The following is a 22,900-nucleotide window of genomic DNA, read 5'->3' as shown; positions in this document are numbered from 1 at the left end:
TTATACATATACAGTTTTTAAGTTAATTTCATATCTTTTTCATTATAAAAACCATCTTCTTTTTCCATTTCCTTCTGTAATTTCGTAAAGGAACGGTACATGGCAATTCTCCATGACACAATCATAGCGAATGCCAGTAAGAAGAACATTCCACTAAGTTGTCCTAAATCAAGAGATTGGCTTAAATAAGTTTTAAATACAATCCGCACGACAAGTAATCCAATTAATATAAAAACAAATGCCTTTGAACGCTTCAAATAAATCTCTTGTCCTCTAATTTCAAATTTAGATGTTTTAATAAGAAAAATAGAGAAAAACAAGCCGACACCAATTGCTTCTAACATTTCTGCTGGAGTTAATCGAAATTCAGGAAAAACATACATCAACGCTCCCGTACTCATAAAAAATGGCGGAAGTATAATCTTTTTCAATGTTGCAGGTTTCTTAGCTGCCTTTAAACGAATAAACATCGCACCAACAGCCATACAAACAGCAACGATACTGGATAAAACAACTATGTTCATATTTTCTCATCCTTTTTTGTGGCTATATGCAAAATATACTTTCATTATATGCTTTTCCGTTAGTATTTCCAACATTTTCACAGAATAATACTAAAAACCGGTAAAACCACCAAATAAACTTGAGAAATATACGATAATTTTCGTCATCCAGTTAAAATATAGGAAGATACCCATGACAATCATAACGTATCCTCCAATTTTCATGAATTTCATACTATTTCTTTTAATCCAAGACATTTTCGTAATAAAGAAGGATAGTACGAAGAACGGGATAGCGAATCCAAGTATATATGCGATCATATAAATCATTGCTGATTCTGGGTTTGTTGCTGCTAATCCAATGACAGACACTAAAATAGGTCCTGTACAAGGCGTCCATCCTGCAGCAAATGCTAATCCAATTAAAACAGATCCAAAATAGCCACTCGGGCGATTTTTAAACGTAAATTTACGGTCTTGCATTAAAAACTTCGGCTTAAACACACCGACAGTAATAAGACCGAATACGATGATAAATATACCACCTAGCTGTCTAATTAAATCTTTATAATTTGTAAAGATGCCTCCAATAAAGCTTGTACCAAATCCAATTGCAATAAATATAATTGAAAATCCAAGTAAGAAAAACGCTGTATGTATCATACTTCTTTTGCGAAGCATTGCATTTTCTTCTTTCAAATCAGAAACCGACATACCTGTTATGTACGATAAAAATGCCGGATACAGTGGTAAGCAACATGGGGAAATAAATGATAAAAACCCAGCACCAAACGCTAAAAAAATACTAATATCTTGCATTATTTCACTCCTCTCCTTACATATTGTAGCAAAAACATACAAAAATACTATGAACAATTCGTGAAATCACTTTAGCAACTTGATAATAAGAAAAACTACCCTTTCACACAGTTTCTAAAAAAACGTTTTCATTTCCTTCTATTATATAGAAAAATCTCAATTGAACTACGAAACTTCTCTAATTGCTATTAACATAACAAAGGTAACATAGTTTCTCAAATGATTAGCACACTATAACGGACTACCTTTTTATCTCCCTAAAAAATATTTTTTTCAAATGCTGTCTTTATACAGCACACAGCTGATTTTACAATACTTCTATTATTACTAATTTCAAGATTATGCATAAATATCATACTTTTATTATTATTCTATAAAATGTCACACTTTTCTTTTATTTGACCCTTTATTTTTAATTTTGTATACTTCCCTCTAGTTATATATGTCCGTTACGGAACGATTTCATATAGATGGGAGGAATTTTTCATGCTTCGTTATTCTCTTTTAGTTTTATTAGGAGCGTGTAGTTATGGGATTTTAGCTATTTTCGTTAAACTTGCATATGCAGAAGGATTTTCACTTGCAGAGGTAATTGGCAGCCAATATATGTTTGGTTGGATTATTTTACTGGCTATTACACTTCTATTTTCTAGACATCGTGTTCCATTAAAACAAGCATTAATTTTATTCGTTGCAGGAACATCTGCAAGCTTCACTGGCATTTTTTATTATGCTTCATTAAAAACTGTGCCCGCATCTATTGCAATTATCCTTTTATTCCAATTCGTTTGGGTCGGAATTATTATTGAAGCAGTTGCAACAAAAACATTACCTTCAAGAGAAAAAGTTATTTCTGTTATTTTCTTACTTGCAGGTACGTTTTTATCAAGTGGTTTACTAGAAAAATCAGCAGGTGATTTCGATACGACTGGAATCATACTAGGATTATTATCTGCCGTTACATTTGCAACATACATTTTTGTGAGCGGAAAAGTTGCTGTTGAAGTACCTTCATTACCACGTGGTGTTCTCTTAATGACTGGCGCTTTAACTTTAGTAATGATTGTATTCCCGCCAACATTTATTTTTAACGGTGCAATTTCTGAAGGACTTTGGAAATACGGTTTAGGTTTAGGAACATTTAGTATCGTTATTCCGTCTATCGCCTTTACAATCGGTATTCCAAAAATAGGTTCTGGGTTAGCGACTATTCTTGGTGCAGCAGAACTACCAGTTACAACAATTATGTCTGTATTCGTTTTAAAAGAAGCTGTGCTATCTTCACAATGGTTCGGTGTATCACTTATTTTAATTGGTATTGCAATCCCGCAAATTGCCTACGCAATGCGTGGACGTTATCGTAAACATCATACCCCCAAAAAACTGGCAGCATAAAACGAGAGAGGATTTTCATTTGAGAATCCTCTCTTTTCTTATTGTATACTTAATGTAAATACTTTATTTAAGAAAGAAGGCATTATACGTGGCAGCAAATCTAGAGCAATTAACTGAGATGCTAATTTCTATTCGTCGAAATTTACATGAGCATCCAGAATTATCATACGAAGAATTTGAAACGACGAAGACTATAAAAAATTGGTTAGAAGAGAAAAACATTACGATTATACATTCTAGTTTAGAAACAGGCGTTATTGCTGAAATTTCAGGGAATAATAGAGGACCCATTATAGCAATCCGTGCTGATATTGATGCCCTTCCTATTCAAGAAGAAACAAATTTACCGTACGCTTCAAAAATTCCCGGTAAAATGCATGCTTGTGGGCATGATTTTCATACAGCTGCTATTATAGGTGCCGCTTATTTATTAAAAGAAAAAGAATCTTCTCTTAGCGGAACTGTACGCTTTATATTCCAGCCAGCTGAAGAAAGTAGCAATGGTGCTTGCAAAGTAATTGAAGCCGGGCATTTACATGGTGTACAAGCTATTTTCGGTATGCATAATAAACCCGATTTACCAGTAGGCACAATCGGTATTAAAGATGGTCCACTGATGGCCGGGGTTGATCGATTTGAAATTGAAATTCACGGAGTTGGTACACATGCAGCTGTACCAGATGCTGGGGTTGATCCTATTGTCGCCTCCTCTCAAATTGTTATGGCACTCCAAACAATTGTAAGCCGAAATATAAGCTCTTCACATAATGCCGTCGTCAGTGTCACAAACATCCATTCAGGAAATACGTGGAACGTTATTCCTGAAAAAGCAACGCTGGAAGGAACTGTACGTACATTCCAAACTGAAACACGTGAAAAGATTCCTGCACTAATGAAACGTATTATTCAAGGGGTTTCTGATGCATTAGGTGTAAAAACAGAATTTCGTTTTTATGCAGGTCCTCCTGCTGTTCATAACGATACATCTTTAACAAACTTATCCTCTCAAGTTGCTGAAAAAATGAATTTAAAAATCATCTCCCCTACCCCGTCAATGGCCGGAGAAGATTTTTCTTTTTACCAACAAGAAATACCTGGTTCATTTGTCTTTATGGGAACGAGTGGTACACACGAATGGCATCATCCAGCTTTTACAGTAGACGAGCGAGCTTTACCTATAAGTGCAGAATACTTCGCTTTATTAGCTGAAAAAGCACTTAAACAATTTGCATAAAAAAGGAGCCGTTAAGACATACTTAACGGCTCCTTTTATTAGGTTAAATCACGTTTTAAAAATACTGTATAAGAAATGCTTAAAAATACAAATAAATACAGTAATAACATACATGAGGCAAACGGGAACGTTACTCCATCAATAAAACTTCCATTCTTTGAAATACTGTATAAATCTGTGTTTGCTGGCAATAAATATTTCGCCCAATCATATCTAGTTGCTGCTAGTAATGCAATATTTCCTGATAAAGCAAGAAATAGTGAAATACCAATCGCGCCTCCGCTAGATCTTGTTAACACAGAAATCATAAATGCAAACGCTGCGTACACAATCGTCGGCAACCACGATAAAATATAATACTTACTAGCTTCTACAAAAATATTTTGTTTTATAATATTTCCATCTTGGAAAATAAACTCGCTCCATGCAGGCTGCTGGAATTTATAAATAACAAGTCCACATAAAATGGAAAAAATCATATTAAATATAAACAATAACGCTGCAAATATCACGATTGCTAAAAATTTAGCTGTCAAAATTTTAAAGCGACTCGCTGGTCGTATCGTTAAAAATTTATATGTTCCCCAGCTATATTCATTCGCAAAAATTGTACTTGCATACACAAGGATAAACGGGAGCAATATTGGAAATACGATAAAACCTGTATCTCTCATGAAAGAAAGCGGCGAGCTGCTTGCCGGTGCTGTATCTGTATCTAAATGTTTCATCTTGAGCTGATATTCCTTGACCAGCTCATCCCCAGATCGTTCCACTAAAATAGCTTCTTTTTTCATGCCTAGCTTTTTCTCTATTTCTACAGTTCGTTCTGTATAATCGGCTTTCCATCCTTTTGTTTCCGGTTCTAAATACTTGACCGTAACCCATCCTAATCCAATTATTAATACTGCAATAACTGCAAATGGAATAATCGTTCGCTTTCGCTTAAATATTTTATACAGTTCATTATATACTAAATTAAACAATATCTTTTCCCCCTGTTAATTCTAAAAATTGCTCTTCTAACGTTTTTCTTTCTTCATATACACGATACACTTGAATATTTTTCTCAAGCAATGTACGAATAACATTTGGGATTTCTTCATCTTTTACATGAATAAGTAGATCATTACCTTTTATTAAAACATCTTGTTCTAATATTTCTGCCGCTTTATTCGCATCATCTACTCGTATGCGAATTGTCTCCATCTCTTCGCTTTGATTATGCTGAATATTTTGCGTCGCCACATATTCTCCGTGCTGAATAATGATAACTCTATCACACATTAATTCAACTTCTGAAAGTAAGTGACTAGATACAAGTACCGCTTTCCCTTGTTCATGTGCAATTTTCTTTATGTACATTCTCATTTCATGTATTCCACTAGGATCTAATCCATTCGTTGGTTCATCTAATATCAATACATCCGGATCGTGAATAAGGGCTTGAGCAATTCCTAATCGTTGTCTCATGCCTAGTGAATATGCTTTTACTTTGCGATCAATTACTTGTCCCATTCCTAACAATTTCACTACTTCATCGATACGTTCTTCTGTCACATTACCATTCATTCGTCCGAAATATGTTAAATTTTCATAGCCGCTCAAAAACGGATAAAATTCCGGTGTCTCAATTACTGCTCCAATTTTCGAGGCAGTACTTTCAAATTGCTGTTTGACAGATTGACCGTCAATCCAAACTTCGCCCTCTGTCATGCGAATCATGCCGACCATCATTCTCATTAAAGTCGTTTTTCCAGCACCATTTGGTCCGAGCAAACCAACCACTTCACCTTTTTTAACTTCGAAACTAATATTTTCTACAAGTGTCTTTGAACCGATTCGCTTCGTTAACCGCTCAACTTTTACAATTGATTGTTCTTTTGTCATTCTATACAACCTTTCCTTCCCATTCTTTGTCAGGTCTTTACACTGTAACATGATTATTTTTATGTGTAAAATAGAAAAAGGCATGATTTCTCATGCCTTTTCCTTGAAATGAAATGGATTTTTATCTTGTAAACTTTGAATAAATCGAAAACATTGCAACATCGATAATAGGAAGATAACAATCATAATTATACTAACAACTACTATTGCATATATTGTAATCGGTGCACTATTTATCCCTTGTATTCCTGCTATTTTCATAAAGATAATCGTAAATAATTTCAAAAATAACATCCCATTAACTAATCCAAAAACAAACGCTGCTCCATAAATAAATAATTGCTCCTGACATAATAAACATAGTACTTCATTTTTCTTCCTATTCTCTGTTACATAAGATTTCATTTCCTCTTTCCTCACTTGCAGAAGAGAAAACGTTATTTTATATGTAGTAAAAATACATATAAAAATGAATACAATAAACAGCGTGTAAAAACACATTTGAAATAAAAGTGTAGTCCCTAATTCCCCAATCGCTCCTTTATTAAACTGGAGCGATATCATAAAAAACAAAACCATAGTACTCATAGCAATCCACATAAATTGCTTCATCCTTTTGGCAGCAAATGTTCTTATATTTTTTCTCACTAACCGACATAAAGACATACTTTCTTTCCCCTACCTTACTTCATAACAAACTCATTCTATACTAATAGTATATGAAAATATGACATTCTTAACATCGCACTACAATCGGAGTTTTTTCTAAGTCTTTAGTCCTAGAAAACAAAATGGTAAAAAAAGAAAGTTTGCAATATAATTGTAAAATAGGAGGGGTTTTGTATGCGTATAAAGTTACTATCAACCTTGTTTTTACTATTTCTCACCAGTTGTAGCCCACTTATAAACAATGAAGTTGCCATTGTTGAGCCATACAAATTAACAGAAGAGCAATCCTCTATTTTACAAATGACCCCTTTTCCAGAGGGCAACAGCATATTTTATAACGTTACACTTAAAAATGAAAAAGATGAAATACATGCTACGATTGATTATTATCAAAATGGTAAAAAAACAAACGAAATTGTTAATATAGCTACCTCACATTTTCCAAAAAAGAAAGTAAAGCTTTCTTTTTTACCACCTCAATCCCAAATCGATAAAGATTTACAAATGCAAAATCATTGGTATGTTAATATTGAAGGTAGTTCCATGCTCGCTCCTGAAGAAGCACCTCCAAGTATAAATAGCTCTGCAACTACTACTATTCAATCTTCTATAAATGTAAAATACAATCAAAAAACGACTTTAGTGGCTATAATAAAAACAAATAAAGAAACCGTAAGAGTTCCAATGCTTGAGGAAAAAACCGCTATTGAACAACTATTACAAGAAAATGAACATGTTTATCTCTTTAGTATAGAGCTAAAAAAAGAACACTAAAGCGGAAATGCAATATAATTGCATTTCCGCTTTAGTGTTTAATTAGGTGTACTTTTAAATAACTTAATTAATATCGTCCTCAACTTCTATTCTTTTCTTCTCTCTTGCAATTTTCAAAAACTCTAAAAGTTCTGGGTTAGTATTCATTTTTTTGTAAGCCACTGACATTTCTGCAACAAAATTAGAATCACATAACTCTTTATATACGACTTCTGTTTTATACAATTTATTTGCCGATACAGGTATTACCGTAATTCCAATTCCTGCCGCTACAAGTCCCATAACTGTTTGATATTCCGTTGCTTCTTGCACAATATGTGGGCTAAACCCTACGTCACGGCAAAGTGATAAAATTGTATCGTATAATGCTGGCCATACCGGTCTCGTAATAAATACAAACGGTTCATCTCTTAAATCTTCAATATGTATTTCATCCTTTTCAGCAAGTGGATGTGCCTTCGGTAAACATAACGTACAAGAAAGCTTTTGAATCGGTTCTAACTCTAGTAATTGCGTTGGAATTGGCGGACGTAAAAAACCAATATCAATACGGTTATCGTGAAGTGCATGCACCTGATCCGGTGTTGACAGTTCATGTAATGCAACAGACACTCTTGGAAATTTCTTTCTATACTCCCTTACGATAGATGGTAAAATATCATAGATCGCCGCACCTACAAAACCAATTGAAAGTGATCCCACTTCTCCCCTTTGGGCACTTTGTGCAATTTCTACTGCTTTTTCAATTTGTTCGAACGCTTTTTTTACTTCTTTTAAAAACATTTCTCCCGCTTCTGTTAATTCAACCTTTCTCTTCGTTCTTGAAAATAACATAACTCCCATTTCTTTTTCTAATTGCTGAATTTGTTGACTAAGCGGTGGTTGTGTCATTTGTAAACGAGCAGCTGCTCGTCCAAAGTGTAACTCCTCTGCCACTACAACAAAATATTGCAAATGCCGTAATTCCATTTTGGACACCCTTTTCACTTTCGATTAATACATCTAATATATTAATAACATATAATTTATATATTAGACAAATTTTTTGAATGAACGTATAGTAGAAATTGTTAATTCTTTTTTACAATTTTTATGTAAAAAAAGAAAGAGGTGGTTACTGTATGAAATGGTGGAAATTAAGCGGACAAATTTTATTATTATTTTGTTTCGCTTGGACAGGTGAATGGATTGCAAAACAGGCACACCTCCCAGTTCCAGGAAGTATAATCGGCATTTTTTTATTATTAATTTCATTAAAATTTAACCTAGTGAAAAAAGAATGGATACAGGACGGAGCAGACTTTTTATTAAAAGAACTTATTTTATTTTTCATTCCTTCTGCAGTCGCTGTCATACGCTACAAAGATACACTATCACAATATGGAATCGATCTCATTTTAATTATTATGATTAGTACACTTTGTGTCACTCTCGTTACAGGACTTTTAACAGAATTGCTACTAAAGCGGAAAGGATCCGTGCAATGATCGGCTTTCTTTGTTTGCTATTAACACTATTCACATATTGGATATCGAAAAAAATGTATCAACGCTGGAATTGGAGCTTACTTTCCCCTCTTCTAGTCTGCCCTATTATTTTAATTGCTTTATTGCTCGGACTAGACACACCTTATGAAACATATGAAACAGGTGGTCAATGGTTAACAGAATTATTAAAGCCTGCAACAGTTGCTTTTGCATGGCCAATCTATAAATACTTTGATTTACTCAAGAAACATGGAATAGCTATCTTACTTAATGTCATTGTCGGTTCGTTTTTATCAGTTATTACTTCCGCACTACTAGCAAATTATTTTCAAATTGATTCATCGTTAGAACATAGTTTAGCGCCTCATATTGTAACGACACCAATTGCAATGGCCATTTCAGAAATGATTGGTGGTATGTCACAATTAACAGCTGTATTTGTTGTTTTAACTGCATTAACAGGAGCATTGCTCGGTCCTTCTCTCATACGTATATGTCGTATTAAAACAGCGCTCGCAAAAGGTATTATGTTAGGCACGAGCGCAAATGGAACCGGTACATCAAAAGCATTTGAAATCGGTCCTGTAGAAGGAACAATCGCCAGTTTATCCATGCTTTTAACAGCAGGAGCTAGTTTAGTTATCGTTCCGCTTTTCTTATCGTGGATACATTAAAAAGCAAGTGTTTAAATACTTGCTTTTTTATTTATATATTGGCATATTAACTCGTAATCCTCGGGAAACGCTAATGGTAATGATTCAACTTCATGTATTCCTTTCCAAGCAATTTCATGTATTAACTCATCCGGATCTTGTATTTTCATATTACCGCCTACTTTTTCTACAAAGTAATAATGAACATACACGGGAATTCCATATGTAATACCTTCTTTTTCGTATATTTTATTTATAACTTCCACATTGTAGCCTGTTTCTTCCCAAACTTCTCGGATACAACATTTTTCTAATGTTTCTCCTTTTTCAAGTCCTCCACTTGGGATAGACCACCTTTTTTCTTCTCCCTTTTGTCCTTGTAATACCATTAAGACTTCATTTCTTTCATTTACACATATAGCTGCTGCACCTATCCACCTCTCCATTGTACATCCCTCCCCTACAAACATTCGCCTTCTTTATTATTTTCTCCTTGAAAAAAGAGGAAAAAAGTCAAACGATGACGAAATTTTACATCAACTTCATAGACAATCCCTTCTTAGAAATTAAAAATGGAAGGATGAAAATATGATTTCTAAATATGTTGTGGAATGTGTCTTTTGTGAAGAAAATCGAAAACCTCGTCAAGCTATCGTCACAGTTCCCGCCACTACTCAGCTACTAGCCATTGAAAAAGTGCGTATGGAATGTAAACGTCGTTTCGGAAAAGCTTTATTATTACAAACAGAAATTAAAGAAGAAATAGTTTTTGAACAAAAAGAAAGCTGACCATAAATTGGTCAGCTTTCATATCCGATCATATTTTCACATGAAGATTAGGGGCATCCTCTTTAAGGATCGGGATTTTCCCATTATGTACGTTCCATAATGGTCATCGAACAATATATTTCTATGCAATTAAATATTGAATAGAATAGGGCAAAACTTGTTCGCATTTTTAGAAAAGGGATAGGGATATAATTCAAGTAGTACTTCGAATACTCGAACTTTACACTCATTATATTAAAGCAAATCCTTTTATATGGGAAATATGAATTACTTACATAATTCATTCGTAAAACATATTAGTTTGCTATATTATTTTCATTCTATCAATAACATACATCCCGCTAAAACTGGTGTCATAATCATTGAAACCTTCAAAAGCATACGTGGTGCATAATTTGTAAACTTCGCCCCGATATATGCTCCTAACATCGTCCCAATTAATACTTGCAATAACAATATATAATCTAAGTACCCTTCTGAACTATATCCCAGCCCACCTCCAATCGCAATCGGCAATATAACAAGCATTGTTGTTCCTACAGATTGCGGAATCGTTAATCCTAATAGAACCATTAATCCAAGTTGAATAAATGGTGCAGAACCAATCCCAAATGAACCAGCCATAATTCCAGTGACTAATCCAAGACATATACATTTCATTATGTTTTCTTTCGAAAAATCTTTAATTTCTGCTAAAAGTAATTCTTCCCTATTTTGAAACTTAATTATTTTAATAAACATAAAAATTGCAGATAAAAATAACATCCCAGCTGTAAACCAATGAAGAAGATGCGGTGGTATAAGTGAACCAATTTTTGAACCGATATAAGAACCCAGTGCTCCACATCCACCAACAATCCCGCCTATAGTAAATACAACATTTCCTTCGCGATAATGACTTATAACCCCAGATAATGTCGTAAATGCCATGGCAGTTAAAGACGTTGCAAGCGCAACATGAATAGGAATGTGGAATACTAAAGTGAGTATTGCGATAATAAAACCAGCTCCCCCTGCTCCAACAAACCCTAATAAAACCCCCATTACTAACATCGTTATAATAATTGCCACAAACTCTCCCTCCAGTAATCCAATTATCCACCATATTCCTCCTTGCATACAAATAAAAAGCACCCTGGACGGATGCTTTTCGTACTTTTCAAAATTGATAATATGTACTTAATCTTGATTAATCAAAATAATCGCAGGACCAGCGACTACTACTCCAGCTACTTCTATCTTTTCAAATTCCTTTACAGTAATAGATATAACCCCTTCTCTTTCCATCAACTCTTTACTCAGGACATCAGTCGGTATAGCTTTCACCGTCTTACCTCCTCTTCATTTATACAATATGATAAAGTGAAAGTTTAATCAGTAGAGGTTTGGTCCACTCCACACGGATTATAATCGGGCTTCCCGTTTATGCACGATAAAAAACACCCCAATGCATCTATATATATGTATCACCTCCGCTTTCATTCCTTATTCCCCTCAAAACCATTCTCTCCCTTCCATAACGTATTGAAAAATAAAAAAGGAAGCTATTATATAGCTTCTCTCTACGTTTCGTTAATCTCTATGCACCTTATATTCCATAACTTTACCATCTCTATCAAATTGTAAAACAAGCTGTTCACTATCTATTGAAATAAAGCCACGTTCATTTCCAAGATAGTACGAAGTGATAATCCCTTCTTCTCCATTTTTTGTTTCAGTAGGTGCTCCTAATAATTTTGTAATGTCTTCATTTGATTTCCCTGTTAATTTATATTTTTGCAATAAATCATCTACCATGTGGACCCGTTTCTCTTCAGCATGTAACCAGCGATCTTGATTAAACTTTGAAGTGTATGTATTCATACTTAATTGCCATGTGCACACTAACAATAGAATGCAACCTACTATCATTACACCTAGCATTTGCTTCTTTTCTGTATTACGATTTGTAGAAGTATGTAAGACGAACTTTTGAATCATGACTAATAAAACAAATGGTATGACTACTACAAACATACTTTTTACACTTAATGACATATGAACCGCATCAATAACAAAGATAAACGCAAGATACATTAGTATATACAAACAAAAATAAATATACAAAATACCCCTTAATATAGCACTCAAAAATCCCACCTCTTTTTAATTCATTTTATAATTCATCCAGTTAATGATTTCTCGAAGTTTTTCTAACTCTTGATCTGTATATATTACTTTTCCTGTTAAGACCTCATTTCTGAAGAACGTTACAATTTGCTCTCTATCTTTTAATCTCGGCGTTTTTTCTTCAGAAAGATCTAGCACTTCTTTCCCACTCTCATTATAAAAATATACAATCGGTTTTACGTTTTCCTTTACAATATCAACTTGGATTTCTTTCAAACAATTGTATAGAATATGAGATAGTTTCTTCGCTCTATATACTGGATTCCCTTCATTTTTCACTTGTATCGTTAATGACTCTTCACCTGTTATGCATTCAAACGTCTCTTCTTTTTCTACTTCTTGTTGATACTTGCCAATTTCATCAATCATAAATGAATATATACTAGCATTTTCTTTCGTTAAGCCATGAATTAATTTACCTGTCCATTCTTTCGTCTCAAGTAGATACATGCCCGTTTTACTTAAGACAAGATGATGAATTCGAAAATCATTTCCGCCGTGCTGATTTCTAATAAAAACATTCGGCATAATATGAAATTCATTATCTAGTATTATGCCTTGTTCTACGAAGCCTCGTTTCATATAATGTAATGTTTCGTGTGTATTCACTTCAGCTCCATTTTTCGTATACTCTCGTAAATTTGCAATTAAATTTTGAAACATATGTATTTCGTTACTATGTTTTTCTTGCATTTCACTGCGTTCTTTACTATGTTGCATAGCTAATTGATTTTTCATCATACGCATATTTTCAAGTTCTCTAGCTGCACTTATTTGTAAATTATTATATTTCTTCTGTTCCATATTTTTCAATGTACTTTGTTGTTCTTTATGCTCTGTAACCGTAGCTGCAATTTCATTTTCATACGTTTCAATTGCTTGTTTCTTTTCGAATTCTACTTGCTGACTCTCTGATTCTAGCTGTTTATTTTTATAGAACAGCACGAATACTACAGCTAATAATAATAAAATCACACCTATTAGCACATAATCCATATTTTTACTCCTTTATTTCATTTTCATTTATTTTTATAAACATCCATTATATTATACTATGCTTTCAATATACACTTTGTAAAAATTACATATTTTTAACGAAGCGAGACTTTAATAAGCGATTTTTCCCATTCCCCACTGATTGTTTCAGGTTGTCCGCAAATAGCAGAATAAAAGGCATCTCAGGCGAGATACCTTCTATGTGCATTTTATTGTACACCATACTGAATATAACTTGGATCATAGTATATCCAGCCATTTCCACCTAAACCAAGCCATCCGTCTTGCTTACACCATACTCTATAAGCCTCACCATGATGTAACTGTCTTATAACATTTCCATTTAATGATGGAGCATCCCGCAGATTCACGTTATCACCAGTAATAGTCGCCACATAATGTTTATACTGAATGTAACTTGGATCATAGTATATCCATTCATTTCCACCTAAAGCAAGCCAGCTACCTTGTTCGTTCAAAACTTCATATGATTCGCCACGCTTTAGCTGACGGATTACACTAGATTGCAAAGAAGGTCCACTCCGTAAATTTACATTATCGCCATTAATTACAGCAACGCCGTAGACCGCAGTAGCAGTACTAGGCGGGGAAACATTTCCACCACCATTTGTTCCATTCCCTTGTAAAGCTTCTAATGAAACAGCTGCTGATACGTCACAATTTCCTCCTACACCTGAAATTTGTCCTGAATCTGTGTATTGCCACGCTGTCCACTCTGTCCATCCACCAGCATCAGCAGGCGGCGTACTAGAATATTTGGAAATCCAAAGTGGTATATCACTTAACCCGCTAATTCCGAACTCATTAATATACCAAACTCCTGTATATAACATAACATCTTTTCCAGTAGCCTGTTTCACATAATTTATGAAACTTCTTGCCCAATTAGATATAGCTGTACCAGTTAAATTACTATTACTCGGATCTACCGGTGATTCTAAATCTAGAACTGGCATTAAGTCTGTCTGATTGCTTTGTAATATACTCACAAAATATTTCGCTTCTAAAATCGCATCATTTTGTTCTGGATGCGCAAAATGATATGCACCAATCAATACATTTGCATTTTTTGCAGCCTGTACATTTTGAACAAAAGTAGGATCAATGTAATTTACACCTTCTGTCGCTTTTGCATACGCCGCTGAAATACCGGACCCCTTCACTGCATTCCAATCAATATTCCCTTCCCAATGAGACACATCGATAAACGTAATATTTGAACTAGATCTATCTTGCATATAAAAGCTCCTATCAATTTTTTTCATTTCGTATACATACAATATGTACAACTTTAATAAAGGGTCACGACGTTTATACTATAGACATTGAGAGCAAACATATTTTATAAACAAAGTAAAAAAGCCTTGTAATTACAAGGCTTTTTGTAAACTTCCTTTATTTTGTAGTAAATACATATTATAATACAACCCTTGTTCACTCAGTAATTCTTGATGTGTACCTCTTTCTACTATTTCTCCATCATGCATAACAAAGATTTGATCTGCATCTTGAATTGTAGATAATCTGTGCGCAATGGCTATCGTCGTTCTCCCTTTTCTCATTTGCTGTAATGCTGTTTGAATCGCATCTTCTGTTTCTGTATCAATATTAGCTGTTGCTTCATCTAATACTAATACTTTCGGATTCGTTGCTATCGTTCTAGCAAAAGCAATTAATTGGCGTTGACCACTAGAAAATGCAGCTCCTCTTTCTACTACTTCTGTTTCATACTGCTCTGGTAATTTTTCAATAAACGTATTGGCTTGCACAAATTGTGCCGCTTCTTTTACTTCTTCATCCGTAATTTCTTCATTGTACATACGAATATTTTGTTTTACATTTCCCGCAAATAAAAATGCATCTTGCAATACGAGTCCTATTTTTTGTCTAATTTCTCGTTCTTCAAATTTCTCTAAATCCACACCATCTATTACAATATTTCCTGACTTAATATTATAAAATCGCATTAACAAATTCATAATGGTACTTTTCCCGCTACCAGTGTGTCCAACGAAAGCAACCGTTTGCCCTTGTTTCACGTGAAAAGATACATTTTTTAAAACATCACGTTTTCCATCATACGAAAAAGTAACATTTTTAAATTCAATTTCTCCATTAACAACTTGAGGATTTCCATCCCCTTTTTGAACTGGCGCTAAATCTTTCTCATCCATTAAATGAAATACACGTGATGATGAAACAAGTGCCTGTTGGAAAAATGATAATTTCATCATCATCTCATTTACAGGCTGGAAGAAACGATGTATATAATTAACAAACGCATATAGAACTCCTACTTCAACAGGACTTTTCAAAGCATCAATTCCAAATAAACCAAGTACTAACGCAATGGCTACAATATGAACTAAATCCGTTGCTGGACGTAAAAGTAACGCGTCTAACTTTAAAGTCCGTCGCCCTGCACTATAATGTTTATTATTCACTTCTTCAAACTCTTTTCTCATACGCTTTTCTTGTCTGAACACTTGAACAATATTCATTCCTTGAATAGACTCATTTAACTTCGCATTTAACACGCTTAATTGATTACGTACTTCTAAATAAAAAGCTGCACTTTTCCGGCGATATAGCACCATAATTGCAAACATAATCGGAATTAATACGAGAGAAAATAGGGCTAGTTTTACATTTAATAAAAACATTGCTACTAAAATACCTATTAAAAAGACTACATTTTTGACAAATGTGGATAATACACTAACATAAAAATCTTTAATTGCTTCCGTATCATTCGTTATGCGCGATACGAGCGTACCAATCGGCGTACGATCAAAGAAACTTAATGACAACTTTTGAACATGATCATATACTTCAACACGCATATCTTGAACAATTTTAAAAGCGATATTTTGAAAATACAATAAGTCTAAATAAGTAAATAATACTTTTAATAAGTGAGCAATAAGATACACTACAAATAGAGTAACAAGTGCTGATTGATCAAAGTTTCGTGGTACTAAATGTTCATCAAGAAATTGTTTAATTAAAAAAGGACCCATCATTTCAGTTACTGTTGCACCAACTAAAAAGATAAATGCTAAAGATAGCAACCCCTTATATGGCTTCATATAAGAAAGCAATCTACTTAAATCACTCTGCTTCTTCTCAGTCATCATACGCCTCCTTTCTCAACTAATGCTTCTAACTGCTGGCTCTCATACATCTCTTTATACCAACCGTTTTCTTCCATTAATTGCTCATGTGTACCTCGTTGCACAATTTTCCCTTCATCCACAACAAGTATAAGATTAGCATGTTGAATTGCACTTAAACGATGAGCAGTAATAATCGTCGTTTTTCCTGCTCTTTCCCTCTTTAATGCATTTAAAATCGTTTCTTCTGTTTTTGCATCTACCGCTGATAAACAATCATCTAAAATTAAAATTTCCGCATTCGTTAATAAAGCACGTGCAATAGAAATTCTCTGTTTTTGGCCTCCAGATAACGAAACGCCTCTTTCTCCTACTACTGTTTCATACCCTTCTGAAAATTGGAGGATATCATTATGAATACAAGCAATCTCTGCAGCGCGGGTAATTTCATTATATGTAGCATCCGCCTTTCCGAAGGCAATATTCTCCCCAATACTCGCTGAAAATAAAAAATGATCTTGCGGCACGTATGAAATGGCAGAACGGACACCGTAAAGTGTTACATCGCGAATATCCCGCTCCCCAACTTTTAATCCACCATTAAAATGATCATACTCACGGATTAAACATTTTAATAACGTCGTTTTCCCTGCTCCTGTACGTCCGACAACTCCTAGTGTTTCACCCTTCTTCAAATCAAAGTGAACATCTATTAGCTGTAACAGTTCATTTTTCTTATATGAAAATGAATCGACCGCAAATGTAACGTCACCGCTTGCTACTTTATGTACAGCATCTTCTCTATTTACTACATCTGATTTTTGAGAGAGAATTTTTTCTACACGGTCATACGAAGCACGCCCACGCTCCATAATATTAAACAACCATCCAAAGGCTAACATTGGCCAAACGAGGGTACCTAAATACGTTGTAAATGTAACGAGATCCCCTACAGTTAGTTCCCCTCTCACAACTAATACTGACCCGTAACATACTGCAATTAAAAAAGAAAATCCAACGATAAGTGAGATTGTCGGATCGAACAACGAATCAATACGTGCAACTAACATATTTTTATGTACAACATCTTCTGACTTTTTTCGAAATGCTTGTAAGTCTTCTTTCTCTTGTCCAAGTGATCGAATTACCTTCATCCCACTCATACTCTCTTGCACTTTATCATTGATTTCCGAAAACGATTGCTGCGCTTTATGAAACCTTTTATGTAATAACGTGCCATAATAATTTGTCGAAATTGCTACAATCGGCATTGGAATTAAGCTTAACAATGTTAACTTCCAACTAATTGTAAAACCCATTGCTACGAGTACACATCCTCCAACTGCTAATGAGTCAACAAGTGTTAAAACACCCGATCCAGCAGTTTGCTGAATCGCCTGAATATCATTGGTCGCATGCGCCATCAAATCACCCGTACGACGTGATTGATAAAAAGATGGACTCATCTTTGTAAAATGTTCATATAAATTCTTTCGTAATTGACGGGCTAGTTTTAACGAAGATCCAAAAATCATAATACGCCATAAATAACGTAAGATGTACATAGTAATCCCTACAACTACTAACAAAATAACCAACTTCAACAACTTTTCAGATGTTAATGTTCCATTATTAATTTCATCTACTACAATACCTAGTACCTTCGGGGCTACAAGTTCAAGAAGCGCGACACCAAATAACATAATAATTCCAATTATGTACGCTCGTTTTTCTTGTTTAAAAAACCACGCTAAATTAATAAATACCTTCATTTTTATCCTCCTCCCTTAAAATGAGCGATGTTTTCAGTTTATCAAAAATACAGAATTTTTGGAAGTTTTAAACTCTATAACTAGCAAAAAGAAAAGACACTCTTAGCGAGTGTCTTTTAGCGCTTATTTTGTTTGTTGCTTGCTCATCGCGCTCATCATTTGATTGATTTTCTTTTGGGAAGGTTTTTGTCCCATTTGCATCATCATCATTTTTAACATTTGTTCATTAATTGGTGGATTTTTTTCTAAGTAGTTCATCATGTATTTGCGGGCAATGAAAAATCCTAACGCCACGCCTGCTACTAGTGCTACTACGCCCACTAGAATACCTAACCAAATTGGCATATATTTTCCTCCTTCATGTTGTCTACCTTACAGTGTACTAAAACCTTTTCAATAAGACAAGATACAATTCGACATTTTTTACACATATGTTCGTACTTGTTTTAGAGGATTCAGCCATCCGTACTTTGTATTTTCATAATCCATAGCTAAAAATGTTAATTCACACTTTCGAAGCACCTCAAAGAACGTCGTTTCCATAGAGACATTTCCAGAGGTGTTCATACGAATATAGTGTGGTTTCACCATTATTTCGCCGTATTCCGCTCCTGTAAAAAGTGTATGTGTATGATGTTTTCTATCATATCTACCAAGAACACGTAAAGCTTGCTCTAATTTATGATGAATTTTCATTACTTGTAATGGTCTCGTTATATACATCATTTGTTTATATAACACTTTTTTCTCTGAAAGGGACCCAGATTCTGAAAATCGAGCAAATAAATCAAAAAACAAATATTCACGACCAAAGTAAGCTTTCGCAATATCCTCTTGAATTAAATACAATTCATACGTTTTCATCTTTTGCCTCCCAATCTGGACAACCTTTTCCCTTCATTATATAGAAGAAATTTTGCAATGATTGTCTGACTGCGGAGAGATAAAAAACTTTTTCTGTCGAAAAAACTCATTTACATAGAAAAACCTCTCCATGCCGGAGAGATTTTTCTAAAATCATTAAAGCATTTCTTTTACTTTACGAACAACGTTCTCTACAGTAAATCCATACTCTTCCATAATCTTCTCACCAGGAGCAGAAGCACCGAATGTATCGATACCTAACACATCTCCTTCAAGACCTACGTAACGGTGCCATCCGAATGTAGCACCCATTTCGATTGCGAAACGTTTTGTTACTGCCTTTGGTAATACAGATTCTTTGTACTCAGCAGTTTGAGCTTCAAAGCGATCCATAGATGGCATGCTGACAACAGCTGCGTCAACGCCGTCTACTGCTAACGCTTTTTGTGCTTCCACAGCTAGACTTACTTCAGATCCCGATGCAAGTAAAATTACATCAGCTGTTTCTTTCTGGCTTGCAGAAACTACATATGCACCTTTTGCTACTTTTTCATACGTATCGTCTTTTGCACCTTCTAATGTTGGAAGGTCTTGACGAGTTAATACTAAAGCAGTTGGTGTTTTTGTAGATTCTAAAGCTAATCTCCAAGCTGCAACAGATTCGTTACCATCAGCTGGACGAATAACAGATACATTTGGCATTGCACGTAGCGCTGCTAATTGCTCGACTGGTTCATGTGTTGGACCGTCTTCACCAACAGCGATACTGTCGTGTGTGAATACATACGTTACTGGCAATTGCATTAATGCTGCAAGACGAATTGCTGGACGTAAGTAGTCAGAGAATACGAAGAATGTACCACCGTAAGTTTTTAAACCGCCATGTAATGCAATACCGTTCATTGCTGCACCCATTGCGAACTCACGTACACCGTACCAAATGTTTTTACCGCTGTAATCATCTCTTGTAAAGTCTTTTTCGTTATTCATATATGTTTTGTTAGAACCAGCAAGGTCAGCAGATCCACCGAAGAATGATGGTACAGACTCTGCAATTGCATTAATTACAGCACCTGAAGAATTACGAGTTGCTGCTTTAGATCCTAATTCATAAGTTGGTAAGTTTTGCTCCCAACCTTCTGGAAGTTGACCGTTCATTGCTGCTTGCAATTCGTTTGCTAATTCTGGATATGCTTGTGCATATTCGCCTAACATCGTGTTCCAAGCTGCTTGCGCAGTTTCACCAACATCTTGTACTGTTTTGCGGAAGTTGTCATATACTTCTTCTGCAACATGGAAGTCTTGCTCAGCAGTCCAAGCATATGCTTCTTTTGTTAATTTCGTTTCGTCTACACCAAGTGGAGAACCATGTGAAGCTGATTTTCCTGATTTGTTTGGAGAACCGAAACCAATTGTCGTTCTTACTTCAATTAGCGTTGGGCGTTTTTCGTCAGCTTTCGCTTCTTCAATTGCTTTCGCGATTGCTTCAATATCGTTTCCATCCTCAACACGGATTACTTGCCATCCGTATGCTTTGTAACGATCTTCTACACTTTCAGAGAATGAACGATTTAAATCGCCATCTAATGAAATATCGTTTGAATCGTATAACACAACAAGACGACCTAATTGTAAATGAGCAGCTAATGAAGATGCTTCAGCAGAAACGCCTTCCATTAAATCTCCATCACCACAAATAGCGTATGTATGATGATCTACTACATTATACGCATCACGGTTATATTTAGCAGCTAAATGTCTTTCAGCCATCGCCATACCTACAGCAGTTGCAATACCTTGTCCAAGTGGACCAGTAGTTGCGTCTACCCCAGCTGTATGACCGTACTCAGGATGTCCTGGAGTTTTGCTTCCCCATTGACGGAAGTTCTTTAAGTCATCCATTGTTACATCATAACCAGATAGGTGAAGTAGGCTGTATAATAACATTGAACCATGACCTGCAGATAATACGAAACGATCACGGTTAAACCACGTTGGGTTATTTGGATTGTGTTTCATAAATTGAGTCCATAATGTATAAGCCATTGGTGCTGCACCCATTGGCATTCCTGGGTGACCAGAGTTTGCTTTTTCAATCGCATCGATGGATAATGTGCGAATCGTGTTGATAGAAAGTTGTTCGATTGAATGTGACATGCTATTCTTCCCTTCGCTTATATTAGTAAACGTTTTATACATTTATATGATAGCTTCCCACGCAAGATTATACAACATGTATCGACAAATATGTTGATGTTTTTTTGATTTTTTATAAAAAAATCAATGATTTCGGGAATGTATGGGTATTCAATATGACATACTTTTTTATTATTTTTATTTTAAAAAGAAAGGGAATTATCTGTATATTTATTCATCAATTTCAAATTCCATAATGCAAAATATATCCTTCCCCATTTTTCACTCTGCGAAGCAAATGAATAAACGACTGTAAATCTTGGCATAATTTATCTCGATCAAATACGTATCTTTCATATTCTCCATCAGTATTATTATCATTTCCCCATTGAAACTGTCCTGTTAGCTCAATTGTTTCTGGCGCTAAAGAAAATATGCTAACTAGCGAACAAAATAACTGTTCTGCTATCACTGCCCCTTGTTGCTCAATTTTTGTAATACCATAATAATGAATGCCAAACCCTTCTGCTCTTTTTGCTGGATAATAGACTGGAACCCAATGGATAAAATCTAATAGATATACGATTAACTCATCACTTAATACAATACACTCATCTATCGTTGCCTCTTCTTTATATAAAAAACAAAGTTCAATCCAATCTACCTCTTTAAAATCCAATCTTTTTTCATTCGAAATAAATACGAACTCGTGCTGCAAAGCCAAAATATCCCTCCTATTACCCACATTCATTATTCTTATTATATAAAAAAGCACCTTTTATAGGTGCTTCTAAAACAAATTATACGATTTTCTTCCGTATCGAACTTGAAATAAAATCAATGATAATGACCATTAAAATGATGCCTAATAAAATAATCCCCACACGAGACCAATTGCGTGAACTCAATGCAAAAATTAACGGTGTCCCAATCCCACCTGCTCCAATAACACCTAAAATGGCAGCGGATCGTACATTAATTTCGAACCTGTATAACGTATACGATAGAAAATCTGGTAATACTTGTGGCAATACTGCATACCAAAGTATTTGAAACCGATTTGCGCCTGTTGCTATTAACGCTTCCGTCGGTCCCTTATCTATATTTTCAATTCCTTCCGAATATAATTTCCCTAACATTCCGATAGAGTGTAATCCTAGAGCTAGAACTCCGGCAAAAGAGCCTGGTCCAACAGCTTTTATAAATAAAATGGCCATAACTAATTCAGGAAATGTACGAACAAAACTAAGTACAAATTTCCCAGTTCCTGAAGTTAATTTCCCACTGCTCATATTCGTTGCCGCCCAAAAAGCGAATGGAATAGATAAAAAGGCAGAAATAAATGTACCTAATATCGCAATTGCCAACGTATCAATTAAACCATGTAATAAATCTTCACCATCTGGCAAAGATACATACGACCAATCTGGACTCATTACACCTGTCATAATTGCTTTTGTAATTTCTCCTGCCGTATCCTTTATTCCGATACGATAAACTTAACTAAATCTATACAATTCAATCAAATTTACACAAGTTAGCGCTTCATCGTGTTCTCGCAACCCCGAAGGGACGAGGGGTATAACACTCCACACGAGGCAGTATCGTTACCTCCTATT

At 34.9% G+C, this 22,900-nt stretch carries 24 protein-coding genes and 2 pseudogenes; 6 read left to right on the top strand and 20 right to left on the bottom strand.

The window, feature by feature from the left end; genetic code table 11:
• Positions 1 to 17 precede the first annotated feature (17 nt).
• The 3 genes and pseudogenes from KVT31_RS25350 to KVT31_RS30760 form a co-directional block, all read right to left on the bottom strand.
• Complete coding sequence (locus tag KVT31_RS25350) at positions 18 to 524, bottom strand: CcdC family protein (protein ID WP_001028639.1); 507 nt, start codon at positions 522 to 524, stop codon at positions 18 to 20.
• A 90-nt stretch (positions 525 to 614) separates the two neighbouring features.
• Positions 615 to 1,322, bottom strand: coding sequence for a cytochrome c-type biogenesis protein CcdA (gene ccdA, locus KVT31_RS25345; RefSeq protein ID WP_088097348.1), 708 nt, complete (start codon positions 1,320 to 1,322; stop codon positions 615 to 617).
• 16 nt (positions 1,323 to 1,338) lie between these two features.
• Positions 1,339 to 1,482, bottom strand: a pseudogene (locus tag KVT31_RS30760) (peptidase T).
• A 326-nt stretch (positions 1,483 to 1,808) separates the two neighbouring features.
• Between KVT31_RS30760 and KVT31_RS25340 the strand changes: the two are divergent.
• A complete protein-coding gene (locus tag KVT31_RS25340) occupies positions 1,809 to 2,717 on the top strand; it encodes an EamA family transporter (RefSeq protein WP_088097349.1) in 909 nt (302 codons plus the stop codon).
• Positions 2,718 to 2,805: 88 nt separating this feature from the next.
• Positions 2,806 to 3,951: a M20 peptidase aminoacylase family protein gene (locus KVT31_RS25335; RefSeq protein ID WP_088097350.1), complete on the top strand. Its 1,146-nt coding sequence runs from the start codon at positions 2,806 to 2,808 to the stop codon at positions 3,949 to 3,951.
• 38 nt (positions 3,952 to 3,989) lie between these two features.
• On the opposite strand, the gene KVT31_RS25330 is transcribed toward KVT31_RS25335, so the two are convergent.
• The 3 genes from KVT31_RS25330 to KVT31_RS25320 form a co-directional block, all read right to left on the bottom strand.
• The gene (locus KVT31_RS25330; RefSeq protein WP_088097351.1) at positions 3,990 to 4,934 is read right to left on the bottom strand and encodes an ABC transporter permease; all 945 of its coding nucleotides are present in this window, start codon (positions 4,932 to 4,934) and stop codon (positions 3,990 to 3,992) included.
• Complete coding sequence (locus KVT31_RS25325) at positions 4,927 to 5,838, bottom strand: ABC transporter ATP-binding protein (protein WP_140392526.1); 912 nt, start codon at positions 5,836 to 5,838, stop codon at positions 4,927 to 4,929. The genes KVT31_RS25330 and KVT31_RS25325 overlap by 8 nt, the downstream gene beginning before the upstream one ends.
• Positions 5,839 to 5,928: 90 nt before the next feature.
• Positions 5,929 to 6,504: an ABC transporter permease gene (locus tag KVT31_RS25320; protein ID WP_088097353.1), complete on the bottom strand. Its 576-nt coding sequence runs from the start codon at positions 6,502 to 6,504 to the stop codon at positions 5,929 to 5,931.
• Positions 6,505 to 6,681: 177 nt separating this feature from the next.
• On the opposite strand from KVT31_RS25320, the gene KVT31_RS25315 reads away from it, so the two are divergent.
• On the top strand, positions 6,682 to 7,281 hold the full coding sequence (locus KVT31_RS25315; protein ID WP_088097354.1) for a histidine kinase: 600 nt from the start codon (positions 6,682 to 6,684) through the stop codon (positions 7,279 to 7,281).
• Positions 7,282 to 7,344: 63 nt separating this feature from the next.
• Here the strand turns inward: KVT31_RS25315 and alsR are convergent, their stop codons facing one another.
• Positions 7,345 to 8,250, bottom strand: a complete 906-nt coding sequence (gene alsR / locus KVT31_RS25310) for an acetoin biosynthesis transcriptional regulator AlsR (RefSeq protein ID WP_088097355.1) — start codon at positions 8,248 to 8,250, stop codon at positions 7,345 to 7,347.
• Between the two features lie 152 nt (positions 8,251 to 8,402).
• On the opposite strand from alsR, the gene KVT31_RS25305 reads away from it, so the two are divergent.
• Complete coding sequence (locus KVT31_RS25305) at positions 8,403 to 8,768, top strand: CidA/LrgA family holin-like protein (RefSeq protein ID WP_000872364.1); 366 nt, start codon at positions 8,403 to 8,405, stop codon at positions 8,766 to 8,768.
• Positions 8,765 to 9,442, top strand: coding sequence for an LrgB family protein (locus tag KVT31_RS25300; protein WP_000578956.1), 678 nt, complete (start codon positions 8,765 to 8,767; stop codon positions 9,440 to 9,442). The genes KVT31_RS25305 and KVT31_RS25300 overlap by 4 nt, the downstream gene beginning before the upstream one ends.
• Before the next feature lie 11 nt (positions 9,443 to 9,453).
• Here KVT31_RS25300 and KVT31_RS25295 read toward each other — a convergent pair whose 3' ends face one another.
• Complete coding sequence (locus KVT31_RS25295; RefSeq protein ID WP_088097356.1) at positions 9,454 to 9,867, bottom strand: NUDIX hydrolase; 414 nt, start codon at positions 9,865 to 9,867, stop codon at positions 9,454 to 9,456.
• Between the two features lie 142 nt (positions 9,868 to 10,009).
• Between KVT31_RS25295 and KVT31_RS25290 the strand changes: the two genes are divergently transcribed.
• Positions 10,010 to 10,210 (top strand): DUF3903 domain-containing protein, encoded by a 201-nt coding sequence (locus KVT31_RS25290; RefSeq protein ID WP_063221320.1) that lies wholly within the window; start codon positions 10,010 to 10,012, stop codon positions 10,208 to 10,210.
• Positions 10,211 to 10,525: 315 nt separating this feature from the next.
• Here the strand turns inward: KVT31_RS25290 and KVT31_RS25285 are convergent, their stop codons facing one another.
• From KVT31_RS25285 to phnE, 12 genes and pseudogenes are all read right to left on the bottom strand, one after another.
• Complete coding sequence (locus tag KVT31_RS25285) at positions 10,526 to 11,329, bottom strand: sulfite exporter TauE/SafE family protein (protein WP_140392527.1); 804 nt, start codon at positions 11,327 to 11,329, stop codon at positions 10,526 to 10,528.
• A gap of 60 nt (positions 11,330 to 11,389) precedes the next feature.
• Entirely contained in the window at positions 11,390 to 11,536 is a 147-nt protein-coding gene (locus KVT31_RS25280; protein ID WP_000644410.1) for a BC1881 family protein, read from the bottom strand.
• Between the two features lie 246 nt (positions 11,537 to 11,782).
• Complete coding sequence (locus tag KVT31_RS25275; RefSeq protein ID WP_088097357.1) at positions 11,783 to 12,349, bottom strand: hypothetical protein; 567 nt, start codon at positions 12,347 to 12,349, stop codon at positions 11,783 to 11,785.
• A 6-nt stretch (positions 12,350 to 12,355) separates the two neighbouring features.
• Positions 12,356 to 13,375, bottom strand: a complete 1,020-nt coding sequence (locus KVT31_RS25270) for a nuclease-related domain-containing protein (protein ID WP_088097358.1) — start codon at positions 13,373 to 13,375, stop codon at positions 12,356 to 12,358.
• A gap of 209 nt (positions 13,376 to 13,584) precedes the next feature.
• The gene (locus KVT31_RS25265) at positions 13,585 to 14,634 is read right to left on the bottom strand and encodes a GH25 family lysozyme (protein ID WP_088097359.1); all 1,050 of its coding nucleotides are present in this window, start codon (positions 14,632 to 14,634) and stop codon (positions 13,585 to 13,587) included.
• Between the two features lie 132 nt (positions 14,635 to 14,766).
• A complete protein-coding gene (locus KVT31_RS25260; RefSeq protein WP_088097360.1) occupies positions 14,767 to 16,530 on the bottom strand; it encodes an ABC transporter ATP-binding protein in 1,764 nt (587 codons plus the stop codon).
• Positions 16,530 to 18,281, bottom strand: a complete 1,752-nt coding sequence (locus KVT31_RS25255; RefSeq protein ID WP_088097361.1) for an ABC transporter ATP-binding protein — start codon at positions 18,279 to 18,281, stop codon at positions 16,530 to 16,532. Before KVT31_RS25255 ends, KVT31_RS25260 begins: the two co-directional genes overlap by 1 nt.
• A gap of 123 nt (positions 18,282 to 18,404) precedes the next feature.
• Positions 18,405 to 18,626 carry a YneF family protein gene (locus KVT31_RS25250; protein WP_001123316.1) on the bottom strand — a complete coding sequence of 74 codons (222 nt, stop codon included), beginning with the start codon at positions 18,624 to 18,626 and terminating at the stop codon, positions 18,405 to 18,407.
• A gap of 78 nt (positions 18,627 to 18,704) precedes the next feature.
• Positions 18,705 to 19,145: a sporulation inhibitor of replication protein SirA gene (gene sirA / locus KVT31_RS25245; RefSeq protein WP_088097362.1), complete on the bottom strand. Its 441-nt coding sequence runs from the start codon at positions 19,143 to 19,145 to the stop codon at positions 18,705 to 18,707.
• Positions 19,146 to 19,301: 156 nt separating this feature from the next.
• Positions 19,302 to 21,302 carry a transketolase gene (gene tkt / locus KVT31_RS25240; protein ID WP_088097363.1) on the bottom strand — a complete coding sequence of 667 codons (2,001 nt, stop codon included), beginning with the start codon at positions 21,300 to 21,302 and terminating at the stop codon, positions 19,302 to 19,304.
• Between the two features lie 223 nt (positions 21,303 to 21,525).
• Positions 21,526 to 22,005 (bottom strand): coproporphyrinogen III oxidase, encoded by a 480-nt coding sequence (locus tag KVT31_RS25235; RefSeq protein WP_088097364.1) that lies wholly within the window; start codon positions 22,003 to 22,005, stop codon positions 21,526 to 21,528.
• Between the two features lie 76 nt (positions 22,006 to 22,081).
• A pseudogene (phnE, locus tag KVT31_RS25230) lies at positions 22,082 to 22,768 on the bottom strand (phosphonate ABC transporter, permease protein PhnE); the annotation flags it as partial.
• Positions 22,769 to 22,900 lie beyond the last annotated feature (132 nt).

Origin of the sequence: Bacillus sp. GbtcB14, assembly GCF_019091205.1 — a bacterium.
GTDB classification, from domain to species: Bacteria; Bacillota; Bacilli; order Bacillales; family Bacillaceae_G; genus Bacillus_A; species Bacillus_A cereus_AG.
The sequence above is the reverse complement of the archived record's forward strand: the minus strand, read 5'-3'. Positions and strand labels throughout refer to the sequence as shown.

Bases quoted from the DNA above. Each gene is read 5' to 3' on its own strand.
- KVT31_RS25350 (WP_001028639.1), bottom strand. From the start codon at position 524: ATGAACATAGTTGTTTTATCCAGTATCGTTGCTGTTTGTATGGCTGTT.
- ccdA (WP_088097348.1), bottom strand. From the start codon at position 1,322: ATGCAAGATATTAGTATTTTTTTAGCGTTTGGTGCTGGGTTTTTATCA.
- KVT31_RS25340 (WP_088097349.1), top strand. From the start codon at position 1,809: ATGCTTCGTTATTCTCTTTTAGTTTTATTAGGAGCGTGTAGTTATGGG.
- KVT31_RS25325 (WP_140392526.1), bottom strand. From the start codon at position 5,838: ATGACAAAAGAACAATCAATTGTAAAAGTTGAGCGGTTAACGAAGCGA.
- KVT31_RS25320 (WP_088097353.1), bottom strand. From the start codon at position 6,504: ATGTCTTTATGTCGGTTAGTGAGAAAAAATATAAGAACATTTGCTGCC.
- KVT31_RS25315 (WP_088097354.1), top strand. From the start codon at position 6,682: ATGCGTATAAAGTTACTATCAACCTTGTTTTTACTATTTCTCACCAGT.
- alsR (WP_088097355.1), bottom strand. From the start codon at position 8,250: ATGGAATTACGGCATTTGCAATATTTTGTTGTAGTGGCAGAGGAGTTA.
- KVT31_RS25305 (WP_000872364.1), top strand. From the start codon at position 8,403: ATGAAATGGTGGAAATTAAGCGGACAAATTTTATTATTATTTTGTTTC.
- KVT31_RS25300 (WP_000578956.1), top strand. From the start codon at position 8,765: ATGATCGGCTTTCTTTGTTTGCTATTAACACTATTCACATATTGGATA.
- KVT31_RS25295 (WP_088097356.1), bottom strand. From the start codon at position 9,867: ATGGAGAGGTGGATAGGTGCAGCAGCTATATGTGTAAATGAAAGAAAT.
- KVT31_RS25290 (WP_063221320.1), top strand. From the start codon at position 10,010: ATGATTTCTAAATATGTTGTGGAATGTGTCTTTTGTGAAGAAAATCGA.
- KVT31_RS25285 (WP_140392527.1), bottom strand. From the start codon at position 11,329: ATGCAAGGAGGAATATGGTGGATAATTGGATTACTGGAGGGAGAGTTT.
- KVT31_RS25270 (WP_088097358.1), bottom strand. From the start codon at position 13,375: ATGGATTATGTGCTAATAGGTGTGATTTTATTATTATTAGCTGTAGTA.
- KVT31_RS25265 (WP_088097359.1), bottom strand. From the start codon at position 14,634: ATGCAAGATAGATCTAGTTCAAATATTACGTTTATCGATGTGTCTCAT.
- KVT31_RS25260 (WP_088097360.1), bottom strand. From the start codon at position 16,530: ATGACTGAGAAGAAGCAGAGTGATTTAAGTAGATTGCTTTCTTATATG.
- KVT31_RS25255 (WP_088097361.1), bottom strand. From the start codon at position 18,281: ATGAAGGTATTTATTAATTTAGCGTGGTTTTTTAAACAAGAAAAACGA.
- KVT31_RS25250 (WP_001123316.1), bottom strand. From the start codon at position 18,626: ATGCCAATTTGGTTAGGTATTCTAGTGGGCGTAGTAGCACTAGTAGCA.
- sirA (WP_088097362.1), bottom strand. From the start codon at position 19,145: ATGAAAACGTATGAATTGTATTTAATTCAAGAGGATATTGCGAAAGCT.
- tkt (WP_088097363.1), bottom strand. From the start codon at position 21,302: ATGTCACATTCAATCGAACAACTTTCTATCAACACGATTCGCACATTA.